General features: G+C 49.1%; 22 protein-coding genes. 10 read left to right on the top strand and 12 right to left on the bottom strand.

What is annotated here, in order from left to right:
* Positions 1–53: 53 nt before the first annotated feature.
* Entirely contained in the window at positions 54–3,206 is a 3,153-nt protein-coding gene (locus J4F31_00715) for a VCBS repeat-containing protein (GenBank protein ID MCE2495103.1), read from the bottom strand.
* Between the two features lie 42 nt (positions 3,207–3,248).
* Between J4F31_00715 and J4F31_00710 the strand changes: the two genes are divergently transcribed.
* Positions 3,249–5,231, top strand: coding sequence for a T9SS type A sorting domain-containing protein (locus J4F31_00710; protein MCE2495102.1), 1,983 nt, complete (start codon positions 3,249–3,251; stop codon positions 5,229–5,231).
* On the opposite strand, the gene J4F31_00705 is transcribed toward J4F31_00710, so the two are convergent.
* From J4F31_00705 to J4F31_00690, 4 genes are read right to left on the bottom strand one after another with little or no spacing between them, the layout of a single operon-like run.
* Positions 5,232–5,831, bottom strand: coding sequence for a rhomboid family intramembrane serine protease (locus J4F31_00705; GenBank protein MCE2495101.1), 600 nt, complete (start codon positions 5,829–5,831; stop codon positions 5,232–5,234).
* Entirely contained in the window at positions 5,828–6,517 is a 690-nt protein-coding gene (locus J4F31_00700) for an RluA family pseudouridine synthase (protein MCE2495100.1), read from the bottom strand. Before J4F31_00700 ends, J4F31_00705 begins: the two co-directional genes overlap by 4 nt.
* Positions 6,514–7,332 carry a 3-methyl-2-oxobutanoate hydroxymethyltransferase gene (gene panB / locus J4F31_00695; GenBank protein ID MCE2495099.1) on the bottom strand — a complete coding sequence of 273 codons (819 nt, stop codon included), beginning with the start codon at positions 7,330–7,332 and terminating at the stop codon, positions 6,514–6,516. Before panB ends, J4F31_00700 begins: the two co-directional genes overlap by 4 nt.
* A gap of 1 nt (position 7,333) precedes the next feature.
* Positions 7,334–8,497: a hypothetical protein gene (locus tag J4F31_00690; GenBank protein MCE2495098.1), complete on the bottom strand. Its 1,164-nt coding sequence runs from the start codon at positions 8,495–8,497 to the stop codon at positions 7,334–7,336.
* Between the two features lie 67 nt (positions 8,498–8,564).
* Between J4F31_00690 and J4F31_00685 the strand changes: the two genes are divergently transcribed.
* From J4F31_00685 to J4F31_00670, 4 genes are all read left to right on the top strand, one after another.
* On the top strand, positions 8,565–9,626 hold the full coding sequence (locus J4F31_00685) for a DUF4249 family protein (GenBank protein MCE2495097.1): 1,062 nt from the start codon (positions 8,565–8,567) through the stop codon (positions 9,624–9,626).
* Between the two features lie 145 nt (positions 9,627–9,771).
* Positions 9,772–11,691, top strand: a complete 1,920-nt coding sequence (gene dnaK, locus J4F31_00680; protein MCE2495096.1) for a molecular chaperone DnaK — start codon at positions 9,772–9,774, stop codon at positions 11,689–11,691.
* A gap of 206 nt (positions 11,692–11,897) precedes the next feature.
* Positions 11,898–12,359: a hypothetical protein gene (locus J4F31_00675; protein ID MCE2495095.1), complete on the top strand. Its 462-nt coding sequence runs from the start codon at positions 11,898–11,900 to the stop codon at positions 12,357–12,359.
* Positions 12,349–12,549 (top strand): helix-turn-helix transcriptional regulator, encoded by a 201-nt coding sequence (locus tag J4F31_00670; protein ID MCE2495094.1) that lies wholly within the window; start codon positions 12,349–12,351, stop codon positions 12,547–12,549. The genes J4F31_00675 and J4F31_00670 overlap by 11 nt, the downstream gene beginning before the upstream one ends.
* Here J4F31_00670 and J4F31_00665 read toward each other — a convergent pair.
* The gene (locus J4F31_00665) at positions 12,546–13,016 is read right to left on the bottom strand and encodes a GNAT family N-acetyltransferase (protein MCE2495093.1); all 471 of its coding nucleotides are present in this window, start codon (positions 13,014–13,016) and stop codon (positions 12,546–12,548) included. The genes J4F31_00670 and J4F31_00665 overlap by 4 nt on opposite strands.
* A 112-nt stretch (positions 13,017–13,128) precedes the next feature.
* On the opposite strand from J4F31_00665, the gene J4F31_00660 reads away from it, so the two are divergent.
* Genes J4F31_00660 through J4F31_00645 form a run of 4 tightly spaced genes read left to right on the top strand, consistent with a single transcriptional unit; the run spans position 13,129 to position 17,945 of the window.
* Positions 13,129–14,469 carry a PhoH family protein gene (locus tag J4F31_00660; GenBank protein ID MCE2495092.1) on the top strand — a complete coding sequence of 447 codons (1,341 nt, stop codon included), beginning with the start codon at positions 13,129–13,131 and terminating at the stop codon, positions 14,467–14,469.
* A gap of 1 nt (position 14,470) precedes the next feature.
* On the top strand, positions 14,471–14,974 hold the full coding sequence (locus J4F31_00655; GenBank protein ID MCE2495091.1) for a histidine phosphatase family protein: 504 nt from the start codon (positions 14,471–14,473) through the stop codon (positions 14,972–14,974).
* Entirely contained in the window at positions 14,974–17,040 is a 2,067-nt protein-coding gene (ppk1, locus tag J4F31_00650) for a polyphosphate kinase 1 (GenBank protein MCE2495090.1), read from the top strand. The genes J4F31_00655 and ppk1 overlap by 1 nt, the downstream gene beginning before the upstream one ends.
* A gap of 2 nt (positions 17,041–17,042) precedes the next feature.
* Positions 17,043–17,945, top strand: a complete 903-nt coding sequence (locus J4F31_00645; protein MCE2495089.1) for an exopolyphosphatase — start codon at positions 17,043–17,045, stop codon at positions 17,943–17,945.
* Here the strand turns inward: J4F31_00645 and J4F31_00640 are convergent.
* Both J4F31_00640 and J4F31_00635 read right to left on the bottom strand, forming a co-directional pair.
* A complete protein-coding gene (locus J4F31_00640) occupies positions 17,926–18,777 on the bottom strand; it encodes an SDR family oxidoreductase (GenBank protein ID MCE2495088.1) in 852 nt (283 codons plus the stop codon). The genes J4F31_00645 and J4F31_00640 overlap by 20 nt on opposite strands.
* 29 nt (positions 18,778–18,806) lie before the next feature.
* Positions 18,807–19,538, bottom strand: coding sequence for a TerC family protein (locus J4F31_00635; protein ID MCE2495087.1), 732 nt, complete (start codon positions 19,536–19,538; stop codon positions 18,807–18,809).
* 63 nt (positions 19,539–19,601) lie between these two features.
* On the opposite strand from J4F31_00635, the gene J4F31_00630 reads away from it, so the two are divergent.
* Entirely contained in the window at positions 19,602–20,384 is a 783-nt protein-coding gene (locus J4F31_00630; GenBank protein MCE2495086.1) for a hypothetical protein, read from the top strand.
* On the opposite strand, the gene J4F31_00625 is transcribed toward J4F31_00630, so the two are convergent.
* The 4 genes from J4F31_00625 to J4F31_00610 are packed head-to-tail and all read right to left on the bottom strand — an operon-like array spanning position 20,377 to position 24,545.
* Positions 20,377–21,267, bottom strand: coding sequence for a 3-hydroxybutyryl-CoA dehydrogenase (locus J4F31_00625; GenBank protein MCE2495085.1), 891 nt, complete (start codon positions 21,265–21,267; stop codon positions 20,377–20,379). The two genes, J4F31_00630 and J4F31_00625, sit on opposite strands and share 8 nt — an antisense overlap.
* Before the next feature lie 10 nt (positions 21,268–21,277).
* Positions 21,278–22,693, bottom strand: coding sequence for a sugar transferase (locus tag J4F31_00620; protein ID MCE2495084.1), 1,416 nt, complete (start codon positions 22,691–22,693; stop codon positions 21,278–21,280).
* Positions 22,693–23,559 (bottom strand): hypothetical protein, encoded by an 867-nt coding sequence (locus J4F31_00615; protein ID MCE2495083.1) that lies wholly within the window; start codon positions 23,557–23,559, stop codon positions 22,693–22,695. The genes J4F31_00620 and J4F31_00615 overlap by 1 nt, the downstream gene beginning before the upstream one ends.
* Positions 23,556–24,545: a Gfo/Idh/MocA family oxidoreductase gene (locus tag J4F31_00610; protein MCE2495082.1), complete on the bottom strand. Its 990-nt coding sequence runs from the start codon at positions 24,543–24,545 to the stop codon at positions 23,556–23,558. Before J4F31_00610 ends, J4F31_00615 begins: the two co-directional genes overlap by 4 nt.
* Positions 24,546–24,584: the final 39 nt, after the last annotated feature.

The following is a 24,584-nucleotide window of genomic DNA, read 5'->3' as shown; positions in this document are numbered from 1 at the left end:
TTCTGGGCCTGCGGCCCAATGAACGACAAAGGTGCACCGAAAGGCGCCTTTTCTTATTGTTTGGCGATGCGGTACGTTCTGCCGGATCCTTCACGGGTGCTTACCTTTAGGAAGTAAATACCCGCCGGGGCATCGATCTGCAATCGCTCGTTCGACTTCGGCTCGGCGATTTCCGATATAACGCACGCCTGTGCGTCGTACAATTTGTAGCTCGGATATAGGCGTTCGAGTTCAGGCGTAGTTTCGATCATCAAGGTCCCGGAAGTTGGATTCGGATATATCTTGAGTAGATCCGCCGCAAATTCATTCACGGAACCCGTAATGAATAGTCGAACAGTGTCCGTCCAAAATTCATCAGCCGTCGACATCGGCAGGTAGGTCGCCTTTATCGCAAAGTCGTATTCACCGTGGCCCCAAGTGTACAAGGTGTCCGTGCTTGCAAAAGTGGCAGGCGCACCTCCTTGAAGGTCGTAGGTCGCGAGCGAATCTACCTGCAATTGACCGGGTTCTAATACCGGCCAGTAATAAGCCTCGAGTTTTACAGGGCCATCTTTTCGAATGCGGGTATCGACCGATACCAAGGCCGTTGCCCAACCAAAATTCATTCCGCTGAAGTTCCGCAACTCTACGGCCGCGGAGTCAATCGGGGCTGGCAAAGTTTGAAAACTCACCGTATCGTGCGTAAACAGCATATTGTTACCGGCAGGGTCTAAGGCCGCTTCTACGGTCCAATGGTAGGTGGTGTCGTCCATCAAGCCGTTGAGGCTTGCGGTCAGATTAAAGACTTGGGTTCCCGAACCGCCCGGGTTATAGGTGCCTCCGCTCATCGATTGCGCAGCACCGCCTTCAGGCCAGTAGGTAAAAGTGACATCCGTGTTGAAGTCTTGGCGCAACTCCATATCGACCTCCAAGGTGGCCGAGGAGTCCGTGATACTCGTAGTTTGCTCGTTGGAGAAAACTACGGCATTTGAATCGAGCTGTGTCGACAAGGTATTAAAGCTCAATGTGTCGAATGTAAAGACCAAATTCTGGCCCGTCGCGTCGAAAGTCGCCTGAACGGTCCAGTGGTATGTGGTATCCGCGAACAAGTTGTTGAGGTCCAAGCTGGACTGAAATACCTGCTGGCCGCCACCGGCCAAATTGAACGTTCCTCCGTTTCCGCTTGTCGGAGCGCCTCCTTCGGGCCAATAAGTGAAGAGGACATCGGTATCAAAATCTTCGCGAAGCAGCATTTGGACTCCGATTGTTGCCGATGAATCCGTAACGCTTGAGCTCTGACCGTTAGACAACACGACCTGAGGAGCAGGGAAAGAACCCTCAACGACATCGAGCCATTGATCAGCCTGGACGTCGTATAGGTAATCGACCATGCCGGATGGCCACTTCACCACGATAGAATCGACTACGGTCTCTGTACCGAGTCCAAAGTGCTGTGTAAAGGTGTTTTGAGTTCCATAGCCTTCGCCTGCGCGTACCTCACGAACCTGAATGCCCCAAGGGCCATAAGCCTCGATGCGGGCACCAATTCCGTTGTAGTTACTCACCACACCCTCGAGGTTGAGCTGAAGGAAGTGATTCCCGTTAGCTCCGTTGTTCAACCATAACCGGTCGATCGCTGAACCTGAGGCCGTATTGTAAATGTTACCGTAGCTGGTATACAGATCGAGGAAGCCGTCGTGGTTGAGATCACCCACTACCGCACTGAGGATCCAGTCGTTAACTACCCCAAATGGGTCTATATCCAAGGTAAAGGTGGTGTCGCCATTATTGATCCATAGCCTGTGTTCCGAACCGGTGGCCAAAAGGTCTAGATAGCCATCGTTGTTGAAATCGCGGAAATAAGTTTGAATACCCGCGAAGCTCGTTTGAGTGAGTCCGGCAAAGGTGGTAAGCTCTTCGAATACGCCGTTACCTGTATTTCGGTAGAAGCGCGAAACTTGATCGTGGTTCATAACGAAGGCATCGAGGTCCCCATCGTTGTCGATATCGCCAAAATCAGTTACCCAGCTTTGAGCACTGTCGCGAAGAATGGTTGAAGTGTTCTCGCTCCACATACCTGAGCCCGTGTTTTCGATCCACTGATTGATCCGTCTGCCGTCGGAGGTGCTCGTAACCCCTTGACGACACTTAGTGATGTACAGGTCGAGATCTCCATCATTGTCCAAATCCGTGAACAAAGAACCGTAGTTTCCGGACTTATTGGAACCCGGTGTGGTAGTGAAGTCGATCGCAGTTGTATTTCTCGACCATGACGTACCGCTGAATTGATAGAGGTGACTTTCACCCACGTCATTACACACAAAGAGCTCCACACCGCCGTCGTTGTTTATGTCGACGAAATTCATTCCTTGTGCGAAGATGGGGCTGGTGTTGATCGATTGTGACGTGTAACTGCTTCCGGTAGCGTCGGCCATAAAAATCTTTACATCGTTGGCATCCCCGATCGCAATATCGTTGTAACCATTAGTATCGACATCGGTTACACATATGGCCCATACTTTATAGACGGGAGCTACATTTCCTAGGCTGAGTTCGGTAAATGTACCGTTCGGCTGTTGGTAAGAGATCAGAAGAGTCTGTCTGTTGTGTAGTCGAATAATATCGTCCAAGCCATCGTTGTTCATATCGCTGATGGCCATGGGAGAACCCGACCGAGCCGATACCGTTGAGGTGGGAAGTAATGTCGTGCTATCTCCAAAAGGGATTTGCGTGGGAGGAGGAGCCACCCCTGGATCCGCGTTCAACTGGTAGTTTCCCATGGAGCCCGCTACATATCCGTCGATAACGATGTAATAATCGGTATTGGCCAAGAGCATGAGGTTGATGATCTCGCTGTTGTAGGCATTGTTGTAGGCCGGGCTTTGGCATCCGTCTTCTTGGCATGCATAGGCGGTTCCCGACTGACAAGTACCTTGGTACACGTATAACTGCGAGTCGTAATTGGTCCCTGCGATACAAAGGCTTAGCGTGATGTACTCTACACTATTCCCAGTAGTATATTTATAGATCACATCCTTTGCACCACCTAGATTGCCCATATCCGGACAAGTTTCCTCGTAATCGTTGGTAGCGGCAGATGTTGACCCAGACCCGACGAATGGAATCGAAGGAATCACCGTCGCTGAGGAGCAATCCTCGCCTCCGGCTTGTGCCAACGCATTAGTGAATAATCCCGTGAACAAAAGGAGAGTAAAAAGCTGTTTCATGCCTGAAAACTAAGTAATTTTAAAGCGTAAAATTAGCCTTTTTTGCGCATTAGTCGGAAATTTGCACCGACCAGAAAGAAGATGATCGGAAGTCGATTGAAAATATTCATGGGTTTGGGACTCATTGTTCTGACCCTCTTCGTGGCTCGAAGCGTGGAGCCGGAAAAACGGAAGTCTTTCCACACGCCGCAGGAGCTTGCTCTATATATGGCGCAAACGACCGATTTACCCATTGATACCAACAACTACTTTGCCACTAGCGGTGTTTGTGCAGGATGCCATGGGCACGACCCAACTGGATTTGCCTTGGTCGACACACTCGGAAACGACATCAACATTGCCGACGACTGGCGCTCTACCATGATGGCCAATTCGGCCAAGAATCCTTTATGGAGAGCCAAAGTAAGTCATGAAGGATTGGTAAATCCGGCTCATGCGCAAGGGCTCGAATCGGTGTGTACCTCGTGTCACGCGCCCATGGGCCGATATACGGCCACATTCAATAACCAGCCACATTATGGCATAAGCGATTTGATAACCGATACTCTGGGGCTCGACGGAGTAAATTGCGGCACTTGTCACCAGGTTCTTCCGCCAGATTCCCTCGGGCTCGATTTCAGCGGTCAAATAGACTTTACCACGGACAAAACGGTGTATGGCCCCTATAAGAATCCTTTTGCTGATCCTATGAGCTCCTTCATCGGGTTTAACGTGGTTTGGAGCGAGCACATCAACGACTCTGAAGTATGTGCCAGCTGTCATACCTTGATCACGAGTACGGTAGACCTTTCGGGTAATTACACAGGAAACCAATTCGTGGAGCAAGCGACTTACCACGAATGGTTGAACTCTTCGTACAATGTCAATGAGGTTGAGTGCCAAACTTGCCATATTCCACGGATCGATCAGAATGTGGTGATCGCTGCGAATTACATTTTCCTATCGCCTCGAAGGCCTTTTGGACTTCACCATCTTGTAGGGGGTAATGCGTTCATGTTAAGGTTGTTAAAAGATAATATCAGTAGTCTTGGTTTAACTGCCACGCCCGAACAATTCGATAGTACCATTGCACGTACGGAGCGCATGTTACGTGAGCATTCTTTGGAGATTGAGCTAGAAGAGGCCGATAGAACTGCCGATACGGTCTTTTACGAATTGAAACTGCAGAATTTGGCCGGTCATAAATTCCCGAGTGGGTATCCATCGCGCCGTGCGTTCGTTGAGTTCTTGCTCCAGAACGAGCAACTCGATACACTTTTTCATTCTGGAACCTTGGATGCCACTTACGAATTGGTTGGTATTGATCCTGAGTATGAGCCTCACCATCGCATCATTAATTCGCCCGATCAAGTGCAGATATACGAGCAGGTCATGGGTGATGTGAACGACGATGTTACCACGGTACTCGAACGTGCCAAGACCGCCTTGAAGGACAATAGGATTCCGCCCGCGGGCTTCTCAACGTTACACGCGGCATACGACACCACCAAGATATCCGGTGATGCCTTTAACGACCCGAACTTCAATTGGGAGAATGGAGTAGAGGGTTCGGGTGCCGATGTGATCGAATACCACATTTCCATCAACGGTTACACGGGCGAATTGAATGTGAGTGTGCACGTGTGGTATCAGCCGGTTCCTCCGAGGTATCCGGCCGATATGTTCACCTACAGTTCCGCTGCCATCGATACGTTTCAGAACATGTACAACGCTGCGGATAAATCTCCGAGCCTCGTAGCACAAGCGTTTAGGGGGCCGGACGTAAGTACCGGCGAAGGGCTACATCGAGCCGCAGGCTATACGGTTTATCCAAATCCGAATAGTGACGGAAGGCTTTACCTGAAGGGAGATCGTCGTGATTTCCGGCGTGTTTCACTCTATACCGCCGATGGGCGCTTGGTTTGGGAGAAACGTCAGCTGCATTGGAGCGATTACGTGGAGTTGCCGTTTACGGGCGGACTCTACCTCTTGTACATTGAGGATCAACAGGGGCAAATCTCCGTTGAGCGCGTTATTCGACGCTGATCAACCGATGAAATATTGAATGAATTCAGCTCCGCTTGAAGGGCGGAACCAAAGCGTCATGATGAGGCCGGCAATGGCTCCGCCAAAATGCGCTTCATGACCGATATTGTCGCGCTGCTCCCGCATTCCGTAGATCGAGATTATTAAGTAGATGATCCCAAATAGCCACGACGGAATAGGGAAGGGGATCAAAAAGATAATCACACTGCCTTGCGGATACAGCAATATACTGGCGAATACGACGCCGCTAACGGCTCCTGATGCGCCTACGGCGCGATAAAAAAGCTCCTCGCGATGCAAGTACAACGACGTTAGGTTGCCGACTACAAGTGATATGAAGTAGAGTATCACGAACGGAATGGTTCCTATAAAGTCTTCGACCAGTCCGCCGAACGACCAAAGCGCAATCATGTTAAATGCCAGATGCCCCCAACCGGCGTGGAGGAATCCGCTCGAAATCATTCGAATGTACTCTTTGCCGTTGATGATGCTCCCCGTTTGAAATAAGTACTTCTCGAAGAATATGCGATCGTTGAACCCCTTCATGCTGATGAGCACGTTGAACAGCACAAGTACTACGGCGATGAAATCCATGTTCATAGCGCCAAACTTTGGGCTTCCTGCCAGATCTTTTCACTCGGACAGAGCACTGTGATGCTAATGGGCTCTTTCTGCACAGGATGCACGAACTCGAGCTTTCTGGCATGAAGCGAGATGCTCCCATCCGGATTCGATCGTTTTGCACCGTATTTCAAGTCGCCCCTTATGATGCAGCCAATGGCGGCCAACTGAGCCCGAATTTGATGGTGACGCCCAGTGTGCAGCTCTATTTCAATGAGGTGATACCGTTCCAATGACCCAAGTAGCCGGTAGCTGAGTTCTGCTTTTTTTCCCTTGGGATGATTCGCCTCCACCACGTAGCTCTTGTTTTGCTTGGCATTCTTGGCCAGGAAATCGGTCAGTTTCCCAAAGGGTTCGGCTGGTGCCCGCTCGCACAGTGCCCAATACACCTTGAGCGTATCGCGATGACGAAACAAATCGTTCATACGGCCTAAAGCCTTGCTGGTTCTGGCAAAGACCACGATTCCCGAAGTGGGTCTGTCGAGGCGATGCACTACACCGAGAAATACATTTCCGGGTTTGTCGTACTTGACCTTCAGGTAGGCTTTGATCCGCTCGGGCAACGGCTCATCGCCGGTTTCATCGCCCTGCACAAGATCGCCCGCACGTTTGTTCACGGCGATCAAATGATTGTCCTCGTAAAGAACTTCCAACTCGGCGCTCAATAGCTTTCGTTTTCGTTGGGGAAGTCAGTGCTCTTAACGTCGTCGACGTAGGTCTGAACGGCACCGGTTATGAGCTCGTTCAGATCGAGATATCGTCGCAAGAATCGCGGATTAAACTCGTGTGTCATACCGAGCATGTCGTGCAAAACCAATACTTGTCCGTCCACACCACCACCGGCACCGATACCGATAACGGGAATACTGATCTCTTCAGCGACCTTTTGGGCCAACGCGGCCGGAACCTTCTCGAGCACAATGGCAAAGCATCCGGTCTCCTCGAGCGTTTTAGCATCCTCAATGAGTTTCTGAGCTTCTGCCTCTTCTTTTGCCCGTACCGTATAGGTGCCGAATTTGTAAATGGATTGAGGTGTTAATCCGAGGTGTCCCATCACCGGAATTCCGGCCGTCAGAATCCGCTCAATACTCTCGGCGATCTCGGCTCCACCCTCCATTTTAACGGCGTGGGCGCCACTCTCCTTCATGATGCGGATCGATGAGCTCAGCGCCTCCTTACTGTTTCCCTGATAGCTTCCAAACGGCAAGTCGACCACAACGAGCGCACGGTCAACCGCTCTGATCACAGATGCCGCATGGTAGATCATTTGGTCCAGCGTAATGGGCAGGGTAGTCTCGTGTCCGGCCATCACATTCGAAGCCGAATCGCCAACGAGGATCACGTCGATTCCCGCCATATCGATGATCTTGGCGAGTGTAAAGTCGTATGCGGTAAGCATGGAGATCTTTTCTCCGGCCCGTTTCATTTCCTGAAGCGTCTGCGTCGTAACCTTCTTGGCTTCGATTCTGTGTACACTCATGTCAGTTTCTTTTTTTGGCTTTGCGCGTCGGTAATTCGGTCTCCTTGGTCGGAGTCGCCGATTCGTTCGCGTTTTTCTTTTCGGTGCCTTGCGGCACGATGGGCTCCTCCGCGTTTACTTTGTACGTTCCGTCAACGATCTTATCCAGTACGTTTAACTTGAATTTTTCATGTTCGTCCAACAGGATGTCTATACTGTCTTTCAGCTGCACGTTCTCATTGGTCAGCGCTTGATTCTTGCGCATTTCGTCCCGCAAGTTGCGGCTTAGGGTCAGCAACAGGTCTTTATCGATGTTTCCGACCAAGTATCGAATCTCTTCGTATTGTTCTATTTCTTCACGCAAGACTTCATTGTCGCGGTTTGTAGTGACCAGCTGGGTCTCCAAGACTTGTATTACCCCCTGAAGCTCAACGATCTTGGCGTCCAGGCTTTGCGCCAATTCGGCTTTGAGTCGCTCGTTTTCTTTTTCGAGCTGTTCAATCCGCAGTTCGTTCTCGGTTTTCTCTACTTCGGCAATGCTGGGCTCAGTGGTGTAGACGTAAAAATACTCGGCCCGGGCCTTTGTGGCCGGTCCAAGGAAAAAACCCATGTTTCCGAACTCAAAGGTGTTGTCGTAAAAAGAGGTAACGAAGCTCCCGTTAATGTAAAAATCGTAATCGCCGTTCGCCGTTTTCACTTCCAACTTGTTGTATTCATCGACCCCAAGTAGGGCATTGGACTTTACCCATCCGTCGACCGATTCACCCATCATGGTCACCTTTCCGTTGCGGATGCGTCGTATTCGGTAGCGCTTATTCCGGTTGAATTCAAATACATATGCCGAATTACTATCGCGCTGCGACATGAATATGAGTCCGACCATTTGCTCCTTCGTTTCCGATGGTCCCAACTTCAAGCTGCTCGAAAGGTGAAACGAGCGCAATTCATTGGGGTAGTTGGCCATCACAGCGAAGGGCTGAGTCGGGTGATTACGATTCATGAAATACGTGGAATCGTCTACGGTGTAGTAATTTTCAACGGTGGTGATGGTCGGAAAAGAGCCTTTGGTCTCGTTGAAATCCTCGACAAAGGCGGGGACGTCGAATGAGCCGTAAATTCTTTGTTGTCCAACGAGTGGATTGACCAGGAGTATCGCGATTGCGAAGGTCCAAATGTGCCTATGCATTCAAGAAGATTTTATGCGGGTTCGGCGGCGAACATCAAAAGTACGAAATTAGTTATCTTCGCCTCTTATGAAAAGAAAGCTCCTCTCCTTTGTTGCCATCGGAGCACTATTCACCGCTTGTACGACGGACATCGACATCAATGCTCCATATGAGGAGCAGACGGTCGTGTACGGTTTGCTCGACTATGCCGATACGGCACACGAGCTTAAAATCGGTCGTACATTCTTGGGTGAAGCGAATGCGCTGGACATGGCACAGCAATTTGACTCACTGTATTACGGCGATACCATAGAAGTATACCTCACCGATTTGGATGATGGTACGCAGTATGAATTCGAATACAACGTAGAAAGCAACAAGCCAGATGGCATCTTTGCTAGTCCGGATCAAGTGGTTTACAGAGCCAACATGGTCTTGAACGACGACCACGATTACCGTTTGAGCGTTGTAACCAGCGAAACCGAACCGCCTACCGAGGCGTCTACCGGATTGGTTCGTGAATTCCGCATCGTTCGGCCAACGACCTTGCAACGGATCAATTTAGCCGGACCCGGCGATTTCACTGTAGAGTGGAACAGCGCGCGCAACGGAAAGATATATGAACTGTGGGCCGAGTTGCATTATCTGGAGACCGATCGTCAGAATTTGGCCGACTCCGTTATGAAGAAGGCTGTTTGGCGCATCAAGAGCGACATGGAAAGCCGGAACACCAATGGTGGCGAGGATATGAGTTTCGACATTCAGTATCCGAACTTCTTTACGGCCATGAAAGCCGTGATTCCGGTCAACGAGAATGTGAATCGTTACTTGCGAGGCATTACCTTTTATGTGAGTGCCGGCACGGAGGAGTTCGGGTTGTACCGTCAGGTATATGAGCCGAGCGGTGGCATCGTGCAAGAACGTCCGCCGTACACCAATTTGAGTAACGGAATTGGGATCTTCACCTCGCTTCACACCGAGAGTCGCTATTCCGAAAAGATCCTTCGCGACCTCAATAATCCGAACAACGACCGCAACTATACCAATGACTCGTTGAGTCTTGGTCAGCATACCTGTGAACTTAGGTTTACGTCGTACGAGGTATTGGGAACGAACCAGATCGATACCGTCTTCTGTACGGGAGATTGACGAAATTCTGACGTACTGTCAGCAAAAATGTCAGTTTCGCTTTCATTCAGGCTAGCGAAACTGACATTTTTTTGTTTGTACCCGGATGGCATGGTCATTGACCAATGATCGACAGCAATAAAGGTATAATCTAAATTTCAACATAATGAGTAAGATCATCGGAATTGACCTCGGAACGACCAACTCCTGTGTGTCGGTCATGGAAGGAAACGAGCCGGTGGTGATCCAGAACAGCGAAGGAAAGCGTACAACGCCATCTATCGTTGCTTTCGTGGAAGGTGGAGAGCGAAAGGTCGGTGATCCGGCTAAGCGGCAAGCCATCACCAATCCGGAGAAAACGATCTATTCCATCAAGCGATTCATGGGAGAGCAGTACAGTAATGTCTCGGAAGAGGCAAAGCGTGTAGCTTACCACGTCGTTCAGGGAGATAACGATACTGTGCGTGTTGCGATCGACGACCGCAAATACACGCCGCAAGAGATCTCGGCCATGGTGCTTCAAAAAATGAAGAAAACCGCTGAGGACTATCTTGGAAATGAAGTAACAGAAGCGGTCATCACCGTACCGGCCTACTTCAACGACTCACAGCGTCAGGCTACTAAAGAAGCCGGTGAGATCGCCGGACTTAAAGTACGACGCATAATCAACGAACCAACCGCAGCAGCATTGGCATACGGCCTGGACCGCAGGGATCAGGATATGAAGATCGGCGTATTCGACCTCGGTGGTGGTACGTTCGATATCTCGATCCTCGAGCTCGGAGACGGAGTATACGAGGTGAAGTCGACCAATGGAGATACCCACTTGGGTGGAGATGACTTCGACCAAGTGATCATTGACTGGTTGGCCGAAGAGTTCAAAGCTGAGGAGAGCATGAATCTTCGCGACGACAAAATGGCGTTGCAGCGTTTAAAAGATGCTGCCGAAAAAGCGAAGATCGAATTGTCGAGCTCGTCACAAACGGAGATCAACTTGCCATACGTAACGGCCACAGCTAGCGGACCAAAACACTTGGTACGTACTTTGAGCCGAAGCAAGTTTGAGCAGTTAGCCGATAAGCTGATCCAACGAAGCCTTGAACCTTGTAAGATCGCATTGAAAGATGCCGGATTGTCTACTTCTGAGATCGACGAAGTGATCTTGGTGGGTGGATCGACCCGTATCCCGGCTATTCAGGAAGTAGTTGAGAACTTCTTCGGTAAAAAGCCATCGAAAGGAGTTAATCCCGACGAAGTGGTGGCGATCGGTGCCGGAATTCAAGGTGGTGTGTTGACCGGAGACGTGCAAGACGTGCTTCTGATCGACGTAACCCCACTTTCTTTGGGTATCGAAACCATGGGGGGTGTAATGACCCGCTTGATCGAATCGAATACCACGATTCCGACCAAGAAGTCAGAAACCTTCTCTACGGCAAGCGACAATCAGCCAAGCGTGGAGATCCACGTATTGCAAGGAGAGCGCACGATGGCCGGAGACAACAAATCGATCGGTCGATTCCACCTCGATGGAATTCCACCCGCGCCTCGCGGGGTGCCTCAAATCGAAGTAACCTTCGATATCGATGCGAACGGTATCTTGAACGTATCGGCTAAAGACAAAGCGACCGGTAAAGAGCAAAGCATCCGCATCGAGGCATCGAGCGGACTTAGCGACGACGAGATCGAACGCATGAAGAAGGAGGCAGAAGCGAATGCCGATGCCGATAAGCAAGCCAAGGAAACCGCAGAGAAAGTGAATGGCGCTGATGCCATGATCTTCCAAACGGAAAAGCAGCTTAAGGAATTTGGTGAAAAGCTATCAGACGACAAGAAAGCGCCTATCGAGGGTGCTCTTGAGGAGTTGAAGAAAGCACACGAATCAAAAGACCTCGCTGCGATCGACGCCGCTATGGAAAAGATCAACGAGGCATGGAAGAATGCTTCTGAAGAGATGTACAAAGCACAGCAAGAAGCCGGCGGTGACGCTGGAGCGAATGCAGGTGCCGGTGCAGATGCAGGTGGTGAATCTACCGCTGACGATGTTACCGATGTCGAATTCGAAGAAGTAGACGACGAGAAAAAGTAATTCCCTCGTATACCAATAAGAAAAAACCACTCCATTGTAGAGTGGCTTTTTTTGTTACTACCCTTAACGGGGTAGAACTCGCGCTATGTAGTATCAAAGGTAAATAAAGAGCTTCCGGAAAAATCTCTTTTAGTATGACTTTTTGTTTATCCAGTTTGCTTGAAAGTAAAATAAACTTTACATTAGGTAAAGTAAACTTATCAAGAATGAAATCTAACTATTTATTCCCCAACAGCTTTAAGAAAGTAGGTTGGGTACTATTGATCCCAAGTATGGTAGCCGGTCTGGTGTGCTTGATCAAGGGTGAGATCGACGCACCGGAGCTTCCGGTATTCGCTATTTGGGCCGACGAACTCTTTGGAAAGCAATTGTTCTTTACCGTAGTTGAAAATGTAATTGCAGATGAGCTAATAGCTATAGGTCTTCTGCTCGGAACGGTATTCGTGGTGCTCTCGAAAGAGCGGAGCGAAGATGAGTTCATCATGTGCTTACGGCTCGAGTCGCTCGTATGGGCCTTGTATTGGAACTACGGAATCTTATTGGCGGCCATCGTATTCGTCTACGGCATGCCGTTCTTTTGGGTGATGACCGTGAATATGTTCAGTTTGCTACTCTTGTTCGTGGTGCGTTTCAAGTGGAGGTTAAAAAAGGCGGATCATGAAGAATAATGCACGACTTGAACGGGCGCGCTTAAAAATGACCCAGGCCGAATTGGCGGATCGAATAGGTGTGAGCCGGCAATCCATCATTGCCATTGAGTCGGCCAAGTACGTGCCGAGTACTGTTTTGGCACTGAAAATGGCCGAGGTGTTCGACTGTACGGTTGAGGCCTTGTTTGAATTGGAGTCGGACGACTAATCGAAATGCATAAGCCGGGCCGATTTCTGAAGTTCCAGAAGGTGCTTGGGCTCGGGCCGTGATTTTACGAATCCGACCGTTGTATAACTCCTAATAGCGTTCTTGTTGTCGGTAAAAACGTACAAATAGACACGTTGACCGGGATCGTGGCGCTTACAATAATCAATGAGCTCCCGGATCATGCGAGTTCCATGTCCTTTTTTTCTAAGGGCCTTCGGCCCGATGAGTAGCCGTCCCAATCTAGGTTGAAACTCGCCGTTGTACAGCACCTCGCCATATCCAATCACCTGACCATCGTGCCGGTACATGAATCGATCGCGATCGTGAACCGTTTCGGTATACTCAGCCAACCTTTCCTCCGTCCGAGGGTAGGGGTAATCCGGTCCCGAATACTGAAACATGAGCTCAGGGGAATCGACCCACGAGATGATGAAAGCGAAGTGTTCAGGTCCAAATGGAATCAGCATAGTTGCGCATCCTGCCGCAGGCAGAAATTTTTAATAAAATGTTTATAATAATGGAACGCCCGTAACTTGCTCTTAATGAAAGATACCTATTATAGCTGAAAATGACACTCAAATGGCGAAGGCGAAGAAGCAGAAGAAGATCTTTGTGCTAGACACTTCGGTCATCATACACGACCACCGTTCTATACTTAATTTCGAAGAACACGACGTGGCCATTCCGATCACGGTGTTGGAGGAGCTCGACGAATTCAAGCGAGGCAACGATACGAAGAATTACGAAGCACGTCAATTCATTCGTTATATCGACGAGCTGTCGGGCAGCCACAGTTTGCAGGAGTGGACACCAATCAATGGCCCTAAACACGGGCAGTTCAAGGTAATCATGAACAAGCCCGACCTCAAGATCAATGCGGAAGAGGTGTACGTGGGTAAGAAAATGGACCACAAGATCCTGAATGCCGCGCTGAGCATGACCCTCGAAGAGAAAGATAAGAAGGTCATCTTGGTGACGAAGGACGTGAACCTGCGTCTGAAGGCGAAGGCCTTGAACATGCACGCTGAGGATTATGAAACGGGTAAGATCAAGGATGTAGAAAATCTGCACACGGGCAAGGCCATCGTAGATGGTGTGCCGCAGCGATTCATCGATACGCTGTTTAAGTCGCCGACCGTAGATGCCGACAAGGCCGAAAAGCACTTTGAGTTGGTCAACAACCATTACTACATACTCAAGAGCATCAAGAGTTCTGCTCTGACGTATTACAATCCGTTTGAGCACACGATCGAGCGTGTAGAGAAGAAGATGACCTACGGCATTAAGCCGCGAAACGCGGAGCAGACCTTTGCGATGCATGCGATACTGAATCCGGAGATCAAGCTGGTTTCGTTACAAGGCGTGGCCGGTACCGGAAAAACGCTTTTAGCACTTGCCGGAAGCTTGGAGCAGCGCAGGAATTTCAAGCAGGTTTATTTGGCCAGGCCTATTGTTCCGTTGAGCAACAAGGATATCGGCTATTTGCCGGGAGACATCAAATCGAAGATTAACCCGTACATGCAGCCGCTTTGGGACAATTTAAAGTTCATCAAGAACCAGTTCAATGAGCAGGACAAAGAATACAAGCGCATTGACGAAATGGCGAATCAAGAAAAGATCATCGTAACTCCATTGGCCTATATCCGCGGGCGAAGCTTGTCGAACGTGATCTTCATCGTAGATGAATCGCAGAATTTAACGCCACATGAGGTTAAGACGATCATTTCCAGGGCAGGGGAGAACACCAAGATCATCTTTACGGGTGACATTCACCAGATTGATACGCCGTACCTCGACTCACAGTCGAACGGGTTGTCGTACTTGATCGATAAACTCAAAGGGGATAGGTTATTCGCGCACATCACCTTAGAGAAAGGGGAGCGCTCTGAATTGGCCAATTTGGCCAATGAACTACTGTAGTATGAAGAAGCTTTTCGTTGTTCGTCACGCCAAGAGCAGTTGGAAAATGGCCGAGGTTGCCGATGTGGATCGTCCGCTCAAAGGGCGCGGGGTTCGCGATGCCTACAATACCGCAGAGTGGTTGGCAGAACAGGGCGACATGCCGGAGGTCTTGATCTCTAGTCCGGCCACGCGCGCATTGCATACGGCCTTGATCTTTGCCCAACGTATGAATATTCCCTTTTCGGATATCATCATCAAGGAGTCGATCTACGGGGCCGATACCAAGCACCTTCGACAGATCGTGGCTTCGATAAATAATGAATATTCTTCGGTCATGATCTTTGGTCATAATCCGACCATCACGCATTTTGTCAATCACTGCATTGAGCACCACATAGATCATGTGCCTACGACCGGGGTCGCGTGTCTCAAATTCGATGTAACTTCATGGGCTCAAATTGATCAGAACGCAGACCTGATGTTTTTCGATTATCCGAAGAAGCGGGTGCAGAAAAAGGATTGATGGAAAAACCACATTACATTGACCGCGAAAAGAGTTGGCTCCTCTTTAATGGGCGTGTTTTGCAGGAAGCAGCCGATGACACCGTTCCCCTGATCGAGCGAATGAGATTTTTGGGGATATTTTCTAACAACCTCGACGAATTCTTTCGCGTTCGCTATGCGACCATTCGCCGTTTATCGGTGTTGGGTAATCAAGCCGCCGATTTGCTCGCCGGCGTATCTCCCAAGGCATTATTGTCGGAGATCAGTGCTGTGGTAATAGAGCAGCAACATATGTTCGAGGATATTCTGGCCCAAATAAGGACCGATCTGCGATCGGAAGGAATTCACATGGTGGATGAAAAGGGTCTTGACGAACGTCAGATCGAGTTCATCGACGATTATTTTGAAGAGCGGTTGAGTCCGGCACTGGTTCCGATCATGCTCAACTACGTTGATGAGTTTCCGATGTTGCGCGATAAATCGATCTATCACGCCGTAAAGTTGGTCAAAGATAATGGCAATCGCGTGGACTACGCACTAATCGAGATTCCGACCGAGGTATTCCCCCGCTTCGTAGTGTTGCCCAATAGGGGTAACGATAAGTACATTATGTACTTAGACGATGTGATTCGCCATTTCCTTCACCGGATATTCGCGACGTTTGAGTTCGATGAGCTCGAGGCATTTACTATTAAGCTTACCCGGGATGCGGAACTGGACATTGATAACGACATTTCGCGATCGTTCATCGACAAGATATCCAGATCGGTCAAAGCGCGGAAAAAGGCGGAGCCCGTGCGCTTCGTATACGATAAAATGATGCCCCAAGACCTGCTCGACTTTCTGATGCATGGGCTGGAAGCGGATGCCGAAAGCGATAGTTTGATCCCGGGAGGTCGATACCATAACAAAAAGGACTTCATGGACTTTCCCAACGTTGGCGGTCCACAGTTGGAGTACAAATCGCATCAGCCCGCAAAGCGGCCAGAGCTTGACAGCGAGGTGAGTTTTTTACGGATTTTGGACGAACGCGACATTTTGTTGCATTATCCCTATCAAAGCTTTTCGTATCTCATCCGCATGCTGCGCGAGGCGGCCATTGATCCGCAGGTATCCAGTATTAAGGCTACCTTGTACCGAGCCGCCAAGAACTCTCAGTTCTTGAATGCTTTGGTAAATGCGGCAAAGAACGGAAAAAACGTCACGGTCGTGATCGAGCTGCAAGCGCGGTTCGATGAAGAGGCCAATATTAAGTGGACGCAACGCTTGCAGGACGAGGGGGTAAATGTGATCTACGGTGTTCCGGGACTCAAGGTCCACAGCAAACTCGTGTTGATCAATCGAAAGAACGACGATGGCAGTAAAACACGCTACACGTGCGTATCGACAGGAAACTTTAACGAGAAGACCGCTCGCTTGTATTGCGATTACGCACTATATACCTCCGACAAGCGCATCACGAAGGAGGTGAACCAAGTCTTTAAGTTCTTCAGGAACAACTTTAATATTCCGGAATACGATCACTTGATCGTTTCGCCACATTATACGCGAAAGGCGATCTACGACCTTATCGATGAAGAGATCGAGAAGTTCACATCGGGCCGAGAGGCCCTTCTACACTTCAAAATGAACGGTTTGGTCGACGAAGAGATGATCGATAAACTGTACGAGGCCTCGAAAGCCGGGGTTCAGATCAAGCTGAATATTCGCGGTATATGCTCTTTGATTCCCGGAATTCCCGGGCTTTCGGAGAATAGTGAAGCCATTTCCATCGTCGATAAATTTTTGGAGCACGCTCGGGTGTACGTTTTCGGCGCGGGAGCCGCCGCGAAGGTGTATATTTCGTCGGCGGATCTGATGACTCGTAACCTCGATAACAGAGTCGAAGTTACCGTTCCGATTTACGACGACGAGGCGCGTCAGGAGATACTTTCTAACCTAGAGATCGGCTGGATGGACAATGTGAAGTCGCGCTGGCACGACCAGGATTACGACAATAAGTATCGCCGTACCGGAGCCAGTGAGCGGAATCGTTCGCAGGTGATGCTACAAAAGTATTATGCAGATAAAGAAGATCATTCGTGAGTTTGAATTACAAAAGAATAGCGGGAATTGATATCGGATCCAACGCCATTAGGTTATTGATCTGCAATGTGATCGACACGCAGGAAGGGCCCGTTTTCAAGAAAAGCTCACTCATTCGCGTGCCTATTCGACTTGGTGCAGACGTATTTACACAAGGAAAGATTGGAAATCGCAATTCGAAGCGCTTGATCCATGCCATGAAGGCGTTCAAGCATCTAATGCTGGTGAACGATGTGGTCGACTATAAAGCCTGTGCGACCTCGGCTATGCGCGAGGCCGAGAATGGGACTTCGGTCATTGCCAAGCTCGCGAAGGAAAGCGACATTCACATCAACATCATCAGCGGAAAAGAAGAGGCGGATATTATTTATTCTACCCACATAGAGCAACTGCTCGACCCCAAACGTACGTACCTGTACGTCGATGTGGGAGGGGGTAGTACTGAATTGACCTTGTTCAGCGGTCAAGATAAAGTCACATCGAAGTCATTCAACATAGGCACCATTCGAATACTCACAGAAAGGGTGAAACCAAAGCATTGGGATCAAATGAGTAAATGGGTCGAGGAAAAGACCGAAGGTTACAAGAGTGTTGAGATCATTGGTTCCGGAGGAAACATCAACAAGCTCTTTAAAATGTCCGGCCAGCTAATTGGTAAGCCGATCAACCTCAAGTACTTGAATGAAACACTTGAGAGCATTGAAGGACTAACGCTTGAAGAGCGAGTTTTAAAACTCGACTTGAACGTAGACCGGGCCGATGTAATCGTTCCGGCGTCAAAGATTTTTGCAACGGTCATGGAAGCCTGTGATGCAAAGCGGGTTCACGTGCCCAAGATCGGATTGGCCGACGGAATTGTGCGCACCATATACCGCGAGCGATACCTTAACTCTTCTTACGCATAGCCTCGAGCAAGTCCCACATTTCTTGTGGAACCAAGTCCATTTGATTGAACTGTCCGGCTCCTTTGAGCCATTCGCCTCCGTCGATGGTCACGACCTCGCCGTTCATATATGCTGAGAAATCAGAAACAAGATAAGCTGCTAAGTTGGCCAATTCCTGATGTTCTCCAACTCGACCCAAGGGAATGCGTTGTGCAGGGTCCAGCTTTTCTTTTAAGTCTCCCGGAAGCAATCGATCCCATGCGCCTTTTGTCGGGAATGGACCCGGAGCGATCGCATTGAATCGAATTCCGTACTTCGCCCATTCAACGGCCAAGGAGCGGGTCAAGGCCAACACACCTGCCTTTGCCGTGGCCGATGGTACAACGTATCCGGACCCGGTAAAGGCGTAGGATGTAACGATGTTAAGTACAGTACCTTGTTGCTTCTGTTCGATCCAGTGTTTACCAAAGGCCAAGGAGCAGTAATTGGTCCCTCTGAGGACAATGTCGATAACCGCATCAAAGGCACGATGTGAAAGTCTTTCGGTAGGTGAAATAAAATTACCTGCGGCGTTGTTGAGCAATACATCTACGCCTCCCATGGCTTCAATGGCGGCGTCACGCATGGCTTCAACCTGCTCGTAATCACGCACGTCGCACTGAATTGGGAACACTTCGTTACCCGATTCTGCACTCATTTCTTTGGCGGTTTCCCGAAGCACTTCGATTCTGCGACTCGTGATCGCCACTTTGGCACCGAGTTTCGAAAAATAGGTCGCCATACTGCGCCCCAAGCCGGTACCTCCGCCAGTTAAAACGATTCGTTTTCCCTCGAGCGCATCGTCGCGCAACATTCCTTCCGTATATTTTTCACTCATACTATTTAGTTTTTCTTTTTCCGATTTCGCTGCATGCGCATATTCAAAATTTCCACCGTCAGCGAAAAGAATACAGCGAAATAAACGTAACCCTTGGGCACGTGGTAATGGAAACTATCGGCGATCAGCAGAAATCCGATCAAGATCAAAAAAGACAGGGCGAGCATTTGCAAGGTCGGGTGCTTCTCAATGAAGTTCGCGATGGCCCCACTAAAGATCAACATGATCACCAGAGAAATGATCACAGCCACGATCATAACACTAACGTGTTTCGTCATTCCGACCGCGGTCAAAATGGAATCGAATGAGAACACGATATCGAGCAAGGCAATTTGAACCAATATGCCAACGAAGCCCTTTTTCAGGGCCTCGCGGCCCGATGATTCCCCGTGTTCCTCGCCTTCAATTTTGTGGTGAATTTCATAGGTCGATTTCCCGAGTAAAAAGAGTCCTCCAAAAAACAAGATCAGATCGCGCCCGGTGAACTCATGACCGAGTACCTCGAACAGAGGTTGAGTGAACCCGATGATCCAGGTGATACCCAGCAACATGACAATGCGCGCCACCAAGGCCAAACCAATACCTCCTGCTCGTGCCTTCGGTCTTCGATCTTCTGGGAGCCTGTTCGTTAGTATCGAAATGAATATGATGTTGTCGATTCCGAGTACAATCTCTAGGAAGGAGAGGGTGAGTAGGGCAACGAGGCCTTCGGAGGTCAGGAGTACGCTAAAATCCATAGCTCCGAAATTAACGACAATTTTACAGGTATTCGCTATTTTCGGCTGAAATCAAATACCGTAATGAACCAACGCATTTCTCGCATATCCTTTAGCCTCATCATGGCCGACACCAACGAGGTGATTGCCAAACACAAAGCCTTTTGGCTGGCGGTCTTTGCCCTTTACTATATACCCTTGTCCTTCGTTCAATGGATCACATCTGACTATACGCAGGCTATTTCGGAAGTGCTTATGACCATGGATCTAGAGTCAATGAGTCGAGTTTCTCAGGAATATCGCCTCGATGCTTGGATCAATATTTTCGCGGCTCTGATAGGTCTGGCCTTTTTTGCCGTGAATTCTTGGGCCATCTTTCGCTTTTGGGGCGGTCAGGAGGTGAAAACCGATGAGCTATTTCGCGTAGCAGGTAAAAAATGGCTTCCCTTGTTTGGTACAGCATTTCTAGTGGGAATTCTCCTTATTGTCCCTCTGTTGCTCTTTATCTTACCCGGGTTATTCTTGGCGGTATGCTGGTCAATGTCGTTGTATTTCGTGCTTTTCTTGGACCTTAAATACGTCGATGCGATCACAGCGAGCTACCGCATGATCATCGATAAATGGTGGACCGTTTTCCTATTGTTCTTGTCGGTGTTCTTGATGGCCTTATTTTCCGGAGTGGTAATGGGACTGCTGTTCTTTCGGACTCCGGCCGTTGTCGGCTACGCTGCCGGGAATATAGTAACGCGCTACTTCAACATTTTTCTCGTCGTGGCCTTCTTGCACATTTACAATTACAGTTATCCTCCCGTAGAAGAGGATACTGATCTAAGCAGCACGGAAGAAGGAGCTGATTTTCTTACTTAGCGAACTGAGCGCTCAGTTTGGCGGCTTTGGGCCCTTCGCTGTAATCGTAGAAACCTTCGCCTGATTTCACTCCCATTTTTCCGGCCGTAACCATATTCACCAGTAATGGACAGGTGGCGTACTTTGGGTTTCCAAGGCCTTCGTATAGCACGTTCAGGATAGAAAGGCATACGTCGAGTCCAATGAAATCTGCGAGCTGAAGTGGCCCCATCGGATGTGCCATGCCGAGTTTCATCACCGTATCGATCTCCTCAACTCCGGCAACGCCTTCATGTAATGAAATGATAGCTTCGTTGATCATTGGCATCAAAATGCGATTGGCCACGAAACCAGGGTAGTCATTTACCTCCACAGGCACTTTTCCCAAGTTCCGCGAAAGCTCCATGATACGGTCTGTAACTTCATCACTTGTGGCATATCCTCGAATGACCTCAACCAGTTTCATGATGGGTACCGGGTTCATGAAGTGCATTCCAATGATTTTATCGGCCCGCTTGGTAGCAGCGGCGATTTTAGTGATTGAAATTGAAGAAGTGTTAGAGGCCAATACTGTATTGGGTCCACACAGCTCTTCGAGTTGACTAAAGATCTTCAACTTCAGGTCCACATTTTCTGTGGCAGCTTCAACGACTAGGTCTGCATTCTGGCATCCGCCGGCTAAATCGGTTACGGCATTCAGGTGAGCCAACGTCGCTTCTTTTTCCGATTCGCTGATCTTTTCCTTTGCGATCATTCGGTCCAAGTTCTTGGTAATGGTCGCCACCCCTCGGTTAAGTGCGTCTTGGTTCACATCTACCAAGTGTACGTCGTATCCACTTTGTGCAAAAACATGAGCAATACCATTCCCCATGGTTCCAGCGCCGATGACAGTAATATTCTTCATAGTCTAGTGCTTATTTTCCACGTCCCTGAAGGACTATTAATATAGTGTAGATCAATATTTTAATGTCGATGAACAGCGACATGTTCTCGATGTAAATGATGTCGTACTTCATCCGCTGAACCATTTCATCCACGTTTTCAGCATACCCGTATTTCACCACTCCCCAGCTCGTAATGCCCGGTTTAACTCTATGCAAGTGACGGTAATGCGGGGCTTTTTGTTCAATTTGATCGATGTAGAATTTTCGTTCTGCTCGTGGACCAACGAACGACATGTCACCGATCAAAACATTCCACAGTTGGGGGAGCTCATCGAGGCGAAACTTTCGCATGACCCGTCCCCATTTTGTAATTCTCGGATCGTCCTCGCTCGATAATTGAGGCCCCATCTTCTCAGCATCTTGGTACATCGAACGAAACTTGATGATCTTGAATGGCTTGCGATTTAGTCCAACGCGTTCTTGCCGAAACAAAATCGGACCGGGAGAGCTTAACGCTGTCATTACTGCGGTAAACAGAAACACGGGAGACAGCAAGAACATAAAAACGATCGAAAGTAAAATATCGAGACCTCGTTTAACGGTGAATTGCCACAGGGGCATGAGGTCGTGTTGGATCTCGATCAACGGAGTTCCAAAGATCGACTGCATGCGTACTTTTCCGGAGAGAATGTCGTAGGTGTCGGGAATGATCTTGATCACTACAGGCACCGGCTCCAGGAGGTTGAGAATTTCCTCGATTCGGCTGTGTTCGGTCGATTCGAGGGCTATGATCACTTCTTCTATCTCGTATTTATCAATAACCTCCGGAAGCTCTTGATAAGTTCCAAGGTGGTTAAGTTCATTGGAGGCCAAGAACTCAATATTGTTGTTTACACTTACGAACCCCACGAATTTGTTTCCGCTCGATTTACGGGCACTTTCTAACTCCTGATAGAGTTCAACGGCATTTTCGTTACTTCCGATCAATAGAGTAGGGAAACCGATCTCGCGCCTGTGAACACGCCTGGCCGTATGTGTGGTCAAGAAAAACCTCGGTATGTAGGTAATGCCAAAGTGTAGTCCCAGAAGGGTGAAAAAGGAGCTGTAGTAACTTTTGTAGCTGACGATGGTGTCATCCAGAATTAAGACGAAGAAAATGATGACCGTACTCAGTAGCGAATGGAAAATGGTTTGACCCAATTCCTGAACGCGAGACTTTCTGTAGATATCGCGATAATAGCCCGATGACCAGTACATCGTGATCCAGAAGATCACGATGGCCACGAGACTCCAATAGAACTTCGTATCGTAGTCGAGGGGTACTTTGATTCCAAACTTGGCAGATTCAATGACCGTTTTTCGGTATGCGTAAAACAACGCCCACGCAGCACCGGCTGCTACGATGTCGAATGCAAGGTATTTAAGGACGTGTAGACGTCTATTCATCAATAAACCAGCTTGATGTTGTCGATATATACATATCCCTCGTCCTGAAGATCGGGATTCAGAAGCGAGGCAAAGTAAATCTTGAACGAGGTAGCATCCAAATTACCTGCTGCGCTGACTTGGTTGGTCAACTGAATGTAGAGTTTGTTCCACTCTTCCTTCGGTCTGATCGTCAACGCAATAAAGTCCGTAACGCCGTTAGGGGTATTGCCTAGAAGTCCTATGATCCATTCGTAGTTGCACTTGTAATCCACTTCGAGGAAAACAGGCCGTCCGCCTTTGGGTAAAACGAATTCGTCTACCGTTACCCCAAAGAACAACGGGTTTGCCGTGTCTACGTAATAGGCCAAGGAGGCGTTTCCTTCAAAGGCCTCAGATCCGGTAATACGCAGAAGGGTAGTGTCGGAGCTTTCTGTAGCTTCCATGCTCAGGCCTGGATCTTCGGCATCTTCCATCCAATCGAAGACCACTCCGGGGTAATAGTCCACGACGGGTTCGATCTTGGCGTTACCGTTTGGTGTTAATTTCACCGTATCCAAATACGGTCTGTAGAATGGGTATAATTGTCGGGCCGAGCTCAGCCCCGAAATACGAACTCCTCCCTGAATACGAACTGGGGTATTTCCCTCGCCGATGATCGGAAAGCTCGCGGGCATTTCATAGACTCCTTGGAGCACGAAACCGAGCTCGGGATCCTCTACGTACACCCAACAGTCGCTGATATTGTCGCTGTTACTTCCTTCTCCGGAATTCGTCGTTACTGAAATGTCCTCGATTTGAACGTAGCCCGGGATCTGCTCCGGGGGTTCGGAAAGTCCACATCCGGCCGTTGAGGCCGCCACTAAGAAGATAAAAAAGCGTTTCACTCGCTAATCGGCTTGAGTTGGTCGTTGAATTTAGATATGATGCCCGTTGCCAGTTTCAGGGCCGCGTGTCCATCTTCTAACGTCACAGCGGTTTCGGTGTTGTTCCGAATCGAGTGGGCAAGTGAATTTAGTTCGTCGAGAATGGCGTTGTTGCTCGGTACTTCGGGCTTTTCGAAATAGATCTGCTTTTGATTGCCGTTTTCTAGGTCGAGCACCATGGCGTAATCCTCGAGCTCGCCTTTGACGTTTTTCATGCGAACGATCTCCGTCTCCTTGGTCAGGAAATCAACCGAAATGTAGGCGTCGCGCTGAAAAATTCGGGTTTTCCGCATATTCTTCATCGATATGCGACTGCTAGTGAGGTTAGCTACGCAGCCGTTATCGAACTCGACTCGTGCATTGGCGATATCCGGACTCTCGCTAACCACGCTGACGCCGCTCGCCGAAACGCGCTTAACGGTGCTGTTGACGATGCTCAGAACGATATCGAGATCGTGGATCATAAGGTCCAGCACCACGGGAACATCTGTTCCTCGTGGATTGAACTGCGCCAAACGGTGGGTTTCGATGAACATGGGCTGATTGATGAACGGTCGAGCCGTGGTAAAGGCGGGGTTAAACCGCTCAACGTGTCCAACCTGCGCCTTAACACTCGCTTCTTTTGCGAGGCGGATAAGCTCTTCGGCTTCGGCAACCGTGTTGGTAATGGGCTTTTCGATAAAAACGTGCTTAGACTTTCGCAAGGCCTGAACGGCGCAATCGTAGTGCGAAAGCGTAGGGGTTACAATGTCCACCACGTCTACGGCGTCGATGAGCACTTCAATAGAGTCGTAAGATTGAATTCCATACTCCTCGCTTACCACAGCGCTGTTCTCCGGGTTCGGGTCGTAAAATCCTACCAATTCGTACTCCTCACTTTGGATGAGCAACTTTATGTGAATCTTTCCCAAATGTCCGGCTCCCAAAACACCCGCTTTCAACTTCATATCCGTAGATTTGAGGCCAAAAGTAACCAATTTCGGGGG

It is taken from the genome of Flavobacteriales bacterium (assembly GCA_021296215.1).
Classification (GTDB): Bacteria; Bacteroidota; Bacteroidia; order Flavobacteriales; family ECT2AJA-044; genus ECT2AJA-044.
Note: the sequence above shows the minus strand (reverse complement) of the source record. Positions and strands in the feature narration are given on the sequence as shown.

Bases quoted from the DNA above. Each gene is read 5' to 3' on its own strand.
- J4F31_00715 (MCE2495103.1), bottom strand. From the start codon at position 3,206: ATGAAACAGCTTTTTACTCTCCTTTTGTTCACGGGATTATTCACTAAT.
- J4F31_00705 (MCE2495101.1), bottom strand. From the start codon at position 5,831: ATGAACATGGATTTCATCGCCGTAGTACTTGTGCTGTTCAACGTGCTC.
- panB (MCE2495099.1), bottom strand. From the start codon at position 7,332: ATGAGTGTACACAGAATCGAAGCCAAGAAGGTTACGACGCAGACGCTT.
- J4F31_00690 (MCE2495098.1), bottom strand. From the start codon at position 8,497: ATGCATAGGCACATTTGGACCTTCGCAATCGCGATACTCCTGGTCAAT.
- J4F31_00685 (MCE2495097.1), top strand. From the start codon at position 8,565: ATGAAAAGAAAGCTCCTCTCCTTTGTTGCCATCGGAGCACTATTCACC.
- dnaK (MCE2495096.1), top strand. From the start codon at position 9,772: ATGAGTAAGATCATCGGAATTGACCTCGGAACGACCAACTCCTGTGTG.
- J4F31_00675 (MCE2495095.1), top strand. From the start codon at position 11,898: ATGAAATCTAACTATTTATTCCCCAACAGCTTTAAGAAAGTAGGTTGG.
- J4F31_00670 (MCE2495094.1), top strand. From the start codon at position 12,349: ATGAAGAATAATGCACGACTTGAACGGGCGCGCTTAAAAATGACCCAG.
- J4F31_00665 (MCE2495093.1), bottom strand. From the start codon at position 13,016: ATGCTGATTCCATTTGGACCTGAACACTTCGCTTTCATCATCTCGTGG.
- J4F31_00660 (MCE2495092.1), top strand. From the start codon at position 13,129: ATGGCGAAGGCGAAGAAGCAGAAGAAGATCTTTGTGCTAGACACTTCG.
- J4F31_00655 (MCE2495091.1), top strand. From the start codon at position 14,471: ATGAAGAAGCTTTTCGTTGTTCGTCACGCCAAGAGCAGTTGGAAAATG.
- ppk1 (MCE2495090.1), top strand. From the start codon at position 14,974: ATGGAAAAACCACATTACATTGACCGCGAAAAGAGTTGGCTCCTCTTT.
- J4F31_00640 (MCE2495088.1), bottom strand. From the start codon at position 18,777: ATGTTGCGCGACGATGCGCTCGAGGGAAAACGAATCGTTTTAACTGGC.
- J4F31_00635 (MCE2495087.1), bottom strand. From the start codon at position 19,538: ATGGATTTTAGCGTACTCCTGACCTCCGAAGGCCTCGTTGCCCTACTC.
- J4F31_00630 (MCE2495086.1), top strand. From the start codon at position 19,602: ATGAACCAACGCATTTCTCGCATATCCTTTAGCCTCATCATGGCCGAC.
- J4F31_00625 (MCE2495085.1), bottom strand. From the start codon at position 21,267: ATGAAGAATATTACTGTCATCGGCGCTGGAACCATGGGGAATGGTATT.
- J4F31_00620 (MCE2495084.1), bottom strand. From the start codon at position 22,693: ATGAATAGACGTCTACACGTCCTTAAATACCTTGCATTCGACATCGTA.
- J4F31_00610 (MCE2495082.1), bottom strand. From the start codon at position 24,545: ATGAAGTTGAAAGCGGGTGTTTTGGGAGCCGGACATTTGGGAAAGATT.